We start from the raw sequence: 9,244 nt of genomic DNA, 5'->3' as shown, positions 1-9,244 counted from the left end.
CTCAGCCGTGACCGGCGGCGAGGTCCGCGACACGCGCCGCGATGTCGGCGGCCTTCGGGCGGCCGCCGCGGGCCTTGCCGAGGCGGTCACGATCGTCGCCCGCCGCCTCGCGCGCGAGCAGCGCCGTGAGCTGCGCATCGAGCGGCGTGGTTGGATCCCAAATCTCATGCACCGCGCCGGTCTGCGCGAGGTTGTCGAGCCCCGGCGCGAAGACAGGCGTTGTCTTGGCCTTCTCCTTGAGCACGTCGAGCGAAAGCTTCGTGACCCGCGCCATGGAAGGCAGGTCCATAACTTCGGGCGCCGCGCCGGGAAGCGCGACGAGCGTGCGCGTGGCCAGCGCCGTGGCGATGAAGGCGCCGGCGGCGGTGTGGCCGTAGAGCAGGCCAACGGTATGGATGCCCCGGAAGTCGGCAAGGATGAGCGCCTTGGCGAGGTGCGAAAGATACTCGCTCAGTCCCAGAAGCTCGTCGCGCTTGCTCATCCGCTGGCTGTCGCTGTCGATGATGACGATCAGCGGGTCGTTGCCGCCGGCTGCGACGATATCGAGAACGCGTGCCGAGAGTTTTATGGCTTCGTCGACGCCGAGCGCCGTCTTGTTGGCAACACCGACGACGTTGGCGCGTCCCTCGCCAAGCGGTGCCGAGCCGAAGATCAGACCCTGGTTGTCGACGGTGACGGCGTGGCCGCCGGGAAACAGCGAAGCTAGAATGTCATCGAGCGTCATGGCTTGCCTCCTGCACGCGATCCGCAATGGCAACGAAATCCTCTGCCGCCATGGCCGGAATGGCGCTCGCGTCCTCGATGCCGAGCGCCGTCCAGATTTCGGCCGCATCGGCGCAATGGCCGAAGCGCTCGAGCCGGACCTCCAGCCGCGTCTGCTCGGCCTGCAGCGTGTCGAGATCGAAGCGGCCAGGCTGTTCGAGCAACGCCAGCGTGGCATCGCGGAAACTCCCGACCGTATCGTCGGCAAAAGCATCGGCAACGCCGATCAGTCGGCGGTTCTTGCCACCCATCGTGCGCCACACCAGCGCGCGATCCTTGGAGTCGAATTCCTCCACGCCCTTGTTCGTCTCGATGACTTCGGGGCCGGACACGCTGATGCGGCCCTGTTCGGAGACGACGAGGGCGCTGCAGCAGCCGGAAATCAGCCCGCCGCCGCCGTAACAGCCGGCGCGGCCGCCGACGAGACCGACGACTCGGATGCCCGCGGCGCGCGCTTCCAACAGTGCGCGCATGATCTCGGCAATGGCGAGCTCGCCCGCATTGGCCTCCTGCAGGCGCACGCCGCCGGTGTCGAACAGGATCAGCACGGTTTGGATATCCGCCTTCAGCGCTGCGCGCAAAAGCCCGGTCAGCTTGGCGCCGTGCACCTCACCGAAGGCGCCGCCCATGAAGCGGCCTTCCTGCGCTGCGACGAAGATTTTTTCGCTACGCAAGGTTCCATGCCCGACGATCATCCCGTCGTCGAACTGCTTAGGGAGATCGAAGATGCCGAGATGCGGGCTCATCTCGCGCTGTTCCGGCCCAATGAATTCGAGAAAGCTGCCGGGGTCGAGCAGGGTTACGACGCGCTTGCGCGCGCTGGCTTCGTACCAGCTCACCGCCGCCGGGTCGTTCAGGAAGGGCGCGGTCACAACGCATCCTCTTCGATCAGGCGCACGCCCTGAGCGAGCCGCAGAGCGACCGTGTCAGGTCGCGCGCCGCCATCGTTGATCGACATCCGCAGGCCGCCCGCGGGATAGCGGGCGACGAAGTCGCCGACTACGGCGCGCCAAATATCGCCGAAGCCGTGCGCGGTCGTCGCGATCTCGACGGTGCATTCGGCCGGCGGCAGCGTCCGCTCGACGAGAACCTCGAGGTTGCCCGAGGCGACGACGCCGACCAGCGCCTGCGCTTTGGCGCCGCCGGCGGGCGTCACGGTCTTATGATGGAAGGTCAGGGTTTCCATGAGCTCTCTCACCAGTTTCGGAATTTGGACGGCGGCGCGTAAAGGCCGCCGGACCAGCGCACGAGATCCTTGATGCTTTTCGCCGCGAGCAGGCTGCGGTCGGCGTCGAGCGGGTCGACGCCCAGATCTTCCGGCCTGCGGATGACGCCGCGCTCGCGCAGGCGCTGTACCATCTTGGCGTCGCGCCCGCGGCCGACGTCGGTGTAGCCGGCAACCCCGCGCACCGCCTGTTCGCGCTCGTCCTTGTCGCGGCAGAGCAGCAGATTGGCGACGCCTTCCTCCGTGACGATATGGGTGACGTCGTCGGCGTAGATCATGACCGGCGCGAGATCGAGGCTGAGCTTTTCCGCCAGCACCAGCGCGTCGAGATGTTCGACGAACATCGGCACGTTGCCGTCGCCAAAGGTCTCGCCGATCTGGACGACCAGCTTGCGGCCGCGCCGCAGCGCAGCCGGGCTATCGGGATCGGCTTCCTCGCCCGCCTTCAGCCAGGGCGCGCTGGCGTGCCGGCGCCCGCGCGGATCGCTGCCCATGTTGGGGGCGCCCCCAAAGCCGGCGATACGCGAGGTCGTGACCGTCGAGCTGTTGCCCTGAAGGTCGATCTGCAGCGTCGAGCCGATGAACATGTCGCAGGCGTAGAGACCCGCGGTCTGGCAGAAGGCGCGGTTGGAGCGCAGCGAGCCATCGGCGCCTGTGAAATAAACGTCCGATCGCGCGGCAATATAGTCGTCCATGCCGACTTCCGAGCCGAACGAATGGATCTGGGTCACCCAGCCGGATTCGATCGCGGGGATGAGGGTGGGGTGAGGGTTGAGCGCCCAATGCGTCGCGATCTTGCCCTTGAGTCCGAGCTTTTCCGCGAAGGTCGGCAGCAGCAGTTCAATGGCCGCGGTGCTGAAGCCGATGCCGTGGTTGAGGCGCTTCACGCCATATTCGGCGTAGATCCCCTTGATCGCCAACATCGCTGTCAGAATCTGCATTTCGGTGATCGCGCCGGGGTCGCGGGTGAACAGCGGTTCGACGTAAAACGGTTTGCCTGCCTCGACGATGAAGTTGACGCGGTCGCCTGGGATGTCGACGCGCGGCACCTTGTCGACGATGGCGTTGACCTGGGCGATCACGATGCCGCTCTTGAAGGCGGTGGCTTCGACGACGGTCGGCGTGTCCTCGGTGTTGGGACCGGTATAGAGGTTGCCGTCGCGGTCGGCGCTGACGGCGGCGATCAGCGCGACGTTCGGCGTCAGGTCGATGAAGTAACGGGCGAACAGCTCGAGGTAGGTATGGACCGCGCCGAGCTCGATCTTGCCGCCGAACAGCATGCGGGCGATCCGCGCGGCCTGCGGGCCGGAATAGGCATAGTCCAGCCGCTTGGCCACGCCGGTCTCGAAGACGTCGAGATGCTCGGGCAAGACAACGCCGGACTGCACCATGTGCAGGTCGAACACTTTTGTGCGATCGACACCGGCAAGGGCGACGGCGAGGAGGTCGGCCTGTTTCTGGTTGTCGCCCTCGAGGCAGACGCGGTCGCCGGGGCGGATGACGGCTTCGAGCAGAGCCGTGACATCGGCGCTGTCGACGATCTTGCCCTTGGCGAGCGAACCCGCTGCCGCGAGGCGTTCGCCGCGCGCGGCCCGCTCCGTTCCCCAATCCGGTTTCGACACGTGGTCTCCTGCAACAGTCTCGCACGCTTCAGCGTCCGGAAACGACGGGCATGGTGCGCCCTGAACGCTCTATCGCGCAAATCGTCCGGGGCCAAATGCCGGCCCCACGCGGCTGCCGATGGTTTAGGCAGATTCTGCTTGTTTGACGACCAATCCAATCGAAATTAGACCATTTGGTCTGGTTTGCTCTTGGTGACCATATCTAAGTCTTTGCATAATCAGGGAAAAAACTCTGGCACGGACCGTGCTTTTGCAGAAGTCACTTCGGTCATCTGGCGGGTTCGTCCCTGCGCAGGAGCAGATCCATGGAAATCGGCGTATTCATCCCGATCGGCAACAATGGTTGGCTGATCTCCGAGAATGCCCCGCAGTACATGCCGACCTTCGAGCTCAACAAGACCATCGTGACCGAGGCCGAAAAGTACGGTCTCGACTTCGCGCTCTCGATGATCAAGTACCGCGGCTTCGGCGGCAAGACCGAGTTCTGGGATCACAACCTCGAGACCTTCACGCTGATGGCCGGCCTCGCAGCGGTCACGTCGCGGATAAAACTGTTCGCCACCGCCGCGACCCTGACGATGCCGCCGGCGATCGTCGCCCGCATGGCCTCGACGATCGATTCGATCTCCAACGGCCGCTTCGGCCTCAACATCATCACCGGCTGGCAGAAGCCGGAATATTCGCAGATGGGCCTCTGGCCCGGCGACGAATTCTTCGCCCGGCGCTACGACTACGTGACCGAGTACGTCAAAATCCTGCGGGAGCTATGGACGACGGGCCAGTCCGATATCAAGGGCGAGTTCTTCACCATGGACGACTGCCGCGTCAGCCCGAAGCCGACAGCCGAGATGAAGGTGATCTGCGCCGGCCAGAGCGAGGCCGGCATGGCCTTCACCGCATTATATGCCGACTATAATTTCTGCTTCGGCAAGGGCGTCAACACACCGACCGCCTTCGCGCCGACCGCTGCGCGGCTGAAGGCGCATACCGCCAAGACCGGCCGCGACGTCACGACCTACGCGCTGTTCATGCTCATCGCCGACGAAACCGACGAGGCCGCCTTCGCCAAGTGGGAGCACTATAAGGCCGGCGCCGACACGGAAGCGCTCGCCTGGCTGACCCAGCAGAGCGCCGCCGACACCAAGTCCGGCCCCGATACCAATGTCCGCACGATGGCGGATCCGACGTCGGCGGTGAACATCAACATGGGGACGCTTGTCGGCTCCTACGCCAACATCGCGCGCATGCTCGACGAGGTCGCCACCGTGCCTGGCGCCGCCGGCGTGCTGCTGACGTTCGATGATTTCATCATCGGCATGCGCGACTTCGGCGAACGGATCCAGCCGCTGATGACCACCCGCCAGCATATCGCCCCCCTAGCCGAGGTTGCCTGATGAACGACATGACAACCCTGGCCGCCGGTCTTGCGCCGAGCGATCCGTCCTCAATCTCGGTCGTGCTGCCGGCAAGTCCGGAGGCGATCCGCCTGGAGATCAGCAAGACCGCGCTGATCGTCGTCGACATGCAGAACGCCTATGCCTCGCCGAAGGGCTATCTCGACGTCGCCGGCTTCGACATTTCCGGCGCCGCCGCGGCCATCGAGAAGATCGCGGTGGCGGTGAAGGCGGCCCGTGCCGCCGGCATCCAGGTGATCTTCCTGCAGAACGGGTGGGACAAGGACTATGTCGAGGCCGGCGGCCCCGGCTCGCCGAACTGGCACAAATCCAACGCCCTGAAGACGATGCGCAAGCGACCGGAACTGATGGGCAGCATGCTGGCCAAAGGCGGCTGGGACTACGCCATCGTCGACGCCTTGACGCCGCAGCCCGGCGACGTGGTGATCCCGAAGCCGCGCTACAGCGTCTTCTTCAACACCAACATCGACAGCTTTTTGCGCTCGCGCGGGATCCGCAATCTCGTATTCACCGGCATCGCCACCAACGTCTGCGTCGAGTCGTCGTTACGCGATGCCTACCATCTTGAATATTTCGGCGTCGTCCTCGCCGATGCGACGCATCAGGCCGGCCCGGAATTCGCGCAGAAGGCGGCGCTCTACAACATCGAGACCTTCTTCGGTTGGGTCTCAACCGTCGCCGATTTCTGCGGCACCATTTCGCAGGCGCCCGCCTCGGCCGCCTGATTTTTCGACCCGTCTTTGACCCACCGTTCGCACGGAGATTTTGCATGCCTATGACCGCGATCATTCCGCCCGGATCCGGCAAGCCGCTGGCGCCTTACTCGCCGGGCACGACGGCCGACGGAATCGTCTATGTCTCGGGGACGCTGCCCTTCGACAAGGACAACAACGTCGTCCATGTCGGCGACGCCGCGGCGCAGACGCGTCACGTTCTGAACCTGATCAAGAGCGTCATCGAGACGGCTGGCGGCACGATGGCGGATATCACCTTCAACTCGATCTTTCTGACGGACTGGGCGAATTACGGTGCGATCAACGCCGTCTATGCCGAGTTCTTCCCCGGCGACAAGCCGGCGCGCTACTGCGTCCAGTCCGGCCTGGTGAAGCCCGATGCGCTGATCGAGATCGCCAGCGTCGCGCATGTCGGCAAGCCCGCATGATGCACTACGAGGTCGTCGGCCGCGCCGACGCGGCTGAGACGGTCCTTCTGTCGTCGGGCCTCGGGGGTGCCGGCGCCTTCTGGCAGCCGCAGCTCGCAGCTCTGTCCGAGCGCTACCGTGTGGTCCTCTACGATCAGCGCGGCACCGGCCGCAACACCGAACCGCTGCCGGATGGCTACAGCATCGGAGCCATGGCGGACGACGTCATCGAGATCCTCGATCACCTCGACGTCGCGCGCTGCGCTTTCGTCGGCCACGCGCTCGGCGGCATTGTGGGACTCGATCTCGCGCTTCGCTATCCGAACCGTTTGACCAGCCTCGTCCCGGTCAATGCCTGGGCCAAGACCGATGGGCATACCGCGATGTGCTTTGCCGTGCGCAAGGACCTGCTGCTGCATGTCGGGCCGGCCGCCTACGTGCGTGCGCAGCCGATCTTCCTCTATCCCGCCCCCTGGTTGTCGCAGAACGCCGAGCGTCTCGCGCGGGAGGAGGCGCACGGAATCGCGCATTTCCAAGGGGCCGACACGCTTCTGAAGCGCATCGGCGCCTTGCTCGCCTTCGATGTCAGCGCGCGGCTCGGCGAGATCACCGTGCCGACGCTCGTCGCGGCGTCCCGCGACGATATTCTGGTGCCGTGGACAGCCTCCGAGCGGCTTGCCGACGGCATTCCGACGGCACGCCTGTGGGTGACGCCGGAAGGCGGCCACGGCTTTACGGTCACCGAGCCCGAGATTTTCAACGCGGCGCTGCTGCGTTTCCTCGACGAGGCGGCGTAGCCGTCGCTAAGCAAAAGCTGATGCATCGAACCCATCGGCCAAAACGCCGGCGGGCTGGATGAAATCATAGGGCGCGCGGGGCAGGAACGTGCCGGATCCCGGCGCGGCCTGGACCGTGCCATCCCGCATCACGATCCGCCCACGCAAAACCGTCATCACCGGCCAGCCGGTTACCGCCATGCCTTCGTAGGGCGTGTAGTCGATGGCGTGCTGCAGCAGTGCGTTGGTGATGATGACCTGCTTGGTTGGGTCCCAAAGCGCGAGATCGGCGTCGGCGCCGACCGCGATGCGGCCTTTGCGTGGCGCCAACCCGAACAGATCCGCCGGATTGCTCGCCGTCAGGCGCACGAAGTCTTTCAGGCTGATACGGCCTTTGCCGACGCCTTCGCTGAACAGCAGCGCCAGCCGCGACCCGATGCCGGGCAGGCCATTGGGGATGTCCGGAAAAGCCGCGTCCGACCCGTTCATCCGCTTGCCGCGCGGGCCGTCGTAGCTGAAGCCGCTGTGGTCAGACGAGACAATGCCGAGGACGCCGGACGTGATGTCGTCCCACAGCGCGTCGCGCGTCGCGGCGTCGCGCAGCGCCGGGCTGCACATGAATTTGGCGCCTTCAAAACCCGGGCGATCGAGGTCGGCGCTCGTCAGCACGAGGTACTGCGGGCAGGTTTCGGCCCAAACCTTGACGCCACGCGCCTGGGCACGGGCGATCTCTTCCGCGACCTCAGAGCAGGAGACGTGAAACACCTGGATCGGCTGGTCGACGAGTTCCGCCAGCGCGATCGCCCGATGCGTCGCTTCGCGCTCGACGGCCGGCGGTCGCGACCAGACGTGGTATTTCGGCGCGACGCGGCCGTCGGCGACGAGCGCGGCGCTGCGCCAGCGGATCGCCTCGTAGTTCTCGCAATGCACCGTGACGAGCGCGCCGGCGCGCCGGGCGGCGGCGAGCACGCGAACATATTGGCGATCGTCGAGGTAAAGCGGATCGTAGGTGAGAAAGACCTTGAGGCTGCGGATTCCCGAGGCGACGATCTCGGGAATCTCCGCGATGACCGCGTCGGTCGGATCGGTGATGATCTGGTGGAAGGAATAATCGACCAGCGCATTCCGGGCGAGACGATGGTAGGCCGCCAGCGTGTCGCGGATCGGCTGTCCCTTGAACTGTACGGAAAACGGAATGACCGTGGTCGTCCCGCCGGCGAGCGCCGAGATGCTGGCGGAGAGAAACGTCTCTTCGTCGGTGCCGCCCTCGGGGCGCAACTGCTCGATGTGGCAATGGCTGTCGACCCCGCCCGGCAGGACCAGCAGACCGCTCGCGTCCACGGTCTCGCGGCCCTGGAGATCGGACCCGATCGCCGCGATTTTCCCGTTGAGGATCCCGATGTCGGTCCGGCGCGTCGTCTCCGTCACGACCGTCCCGCCGCGCACCACAAGATCGTAATCGCTCACATCGTCTCCCGGAATCATTGCATCATCGTCCCTGAGGAATAGCCGGGATTGGCGCGCGGCACCACGGCTGCGCCGGCTTTAGCCCGATCCCGGGATCGGCGTGCAGGCCAGTGTACGGCGGACCGGGTGCCCCTGGCAGCCGAGCGCCACGCAGAAGGTGCCGACGAAGGCGGCCACGGCATCCGCCGCGGCCTTCGACGGCGCGTTGAGGCCGTCCAGTCTTGCGGCTGCCGCCTCGGCCTGGCGCCGCAGCGCCGGTTCGTCCAGGGTCAGCAGCCTGCCGTCCAGAAGCACCGTACGGCCGCCGATCATCACCCGGCGGATCGAGGATCCGCTCTCGCTGAACACGGTCTGCAGCACGGGGCTGCGGAATGGCACCAGGTGCGGCGCGTCGAGCCCGAGGAAGACGATGTCGGCCTCATAGCCCGGCTCGATCCGGCCGATGCGGGAAAAGCCGAGCAGGGCGGCCGAGCCCTGAGTGGCGAGCGTCAGCGCCTCAGGTGCCGACAGCCAGGTGGGAAAGTCGGGGCCCTGGACTCGCGACAGATAGGCGGCAAGCCGCGTCGCCTCGAACATGTTCTGGTTGTCGGACGTGTTGCTGGAATCCGTACCGATGCCCACCGGCAGACCCCGCGCGAGCATCCGACGCACCGGCGCGACGCCGGAGCCGAGGCGCAGGTTGCTCAGCGGATTATGCGCGACCCGGGCGCCGCCATCGGCGAGCCGGCCGATATCGTCGTCGTCGATCCAGATCGCGTGCGCCGCGCTGAGTTTTGGGGTGATCAGGCCGAGGCTGTCGAGATGCGCGGTCAGGCTGCGGCCGTATTTGCGTTGGC

10 protein-coding genes are annotated in these 9,244 nt (G+C 65.9%); 4 read left to right on the top strand and 6 right to left on the bottom strand.

What is annotated here, in order from left to right:
• Position 1: 1 nt before the first annotated feature.
• Genes mdcE through mdcA form a run of 4 tightly spaced genes read right to left on the bottom strand, consistent with a single transcriptional unit; the run spans position 2 to position 3,609 of the window.
• Positions 2–724 (bottom strand): biotin-independent malonate decarboxylase subunit gamma, encoded by a 723-nt coding sequence (gene mdcE / locus GSQ79_RS15535; protein ID WP_158809588.1) that lies wholly within the window; start codon positions 722–724, stop codon positions 2–4.
• Positions 711–1,634 carry a biotin-independent malonate decarboxylase subunit beta gene (locus GSQ79_RS15530; RefSeq protein WP_158809587.1) on the bottom strand — a complete coding sequence of 308 codons (924 nt, stop codon included), beginning with the start codon at positions 1,632–1,634 and terminating at the stop codon, positions 711–713. The genes mdcE and GSQ79_RS15530 overlap by 14 nt, the downstream gene beginning before the upstream one ends.
• A complete protein-coding gene (mdcC, locus tag GSQ79_RS15525) occupies positions 1,631–1,948 on the bottom strand; it encodes a malonate decarboxylase acyl carrier protein (RefSeq protein WP_158809586.1) in 318 nt (105 codons plus the stop codon). Before mdcC ends, GSQ79_RS15530 begins: the two co-directional genes overlap by 4 nt.
• 8 nt (positions 1,949–1,956) lie before the next feature.
• Positions 1,957–3,609 (bottom strand): malonate decarboxylase subunit alpha, encoded by a 1,653-nt coding sequence (gene mdcA / locus GSQ79_RS15520; protein WP_158809585.1) that lies wholly within the window; start codon positions 3,607–3,609, stop codon positions 1,957–1,959.
• A 305-nt stretch (positions 3,610–3,914) separates the two neighbouring features.
• On the opposite strand from mdcA, the gene rutA reads away from it, so the two are divergent.
• The 4 genes from rutA to rutD are packed head-to-tail and all read left to right on the top strand — an operon-like array spanning position 3,915 to position 6,962.
• Positions 3,915–5,003, top strand: a complete 1,089-nt coding sequence (rutA, locus tag GSQ79_RS15515) for a pyrimidine utilization protein A (protein ID WP_158809584.1) — start codon at positions 3,915–3,917, stop codon at positions 5,001–5,003.
• Complete coding sequence (rutB, locus tag GSQ79_RS15510; RefSeq protein WP_158809583.1) at positions 5,003–5,749, top strand: pyrimidine utilization protein B; 747 nt, start codon at positions 5,003–5,005, stop codon at positions 5,747–5,749. Before rutA ends, rutB begins: the two co-directional genes overlap by 1 nt.
• A gap of 44 nt (positions 5,750–5,793) precedes the next feature.
• Positions 5,794–6,186, top strand: a complete 393-nt coding sequence (gene rutC / locus GSQ79_RS15505) for a pyrimidine utilization protein C (RefSeq protein WP_158809582.1) — start codon at positions 5,794–5,796, stop codon at positions 6,184–6,186.
• Entirely contained in the window at positions 6,183–6,962 is a 780-nt protein-coding gene (rutD, locus tag GSQ79_RS15500) for a pyrimidine utilization protein D (RefSeq protein ID WP_174243227.1), read from the top strand. The genes rutC and rutD overlap by 4 nt, the downstream gene beginning before the upstream one ends.
• A gap of 6 nt (positions 6,963–6,968) precedes the next feature.
• Here rutD and hydA read toward each other — a convergent pair whose 3' ends face one another.
• Positions 6,969–8,408: a dihydropyrimidinase gene (gene hydA / locus GSQ79_RS15495; protein WP_246725363.1), complete on the bottom strand. Its 1,440-nt coding sequence runs from the start codon at positions 8,406–8,408 to the stop codon at positions 6,969–6,971.
• A gap of 78 nt (positions 8,409–8,486) precedes the next feature.
• Positions 8,487–9,244: amidohydrolase family protein (locus GSQ79_RS15490; RefSeq protein ID WP_158809580.1), on the bottom strand; the 758-nt coding region annotated here is incomplete at its 5' end.

The sequence above is a fragment of the Beijerinckia sp. L45 genome, from assembly GCF_009765775.1.
Lineage (GTDB): Bacteria > Pseudomonadota > Alphaproteobacteria > Rhizobiales > Beijerinckiaceae > RH-AL1.
The sequence above is the reverse complement of the archived record's forward strand: the minus strand, read 5'-3'. Positions and strand labels throughout refer to the sequence as shown.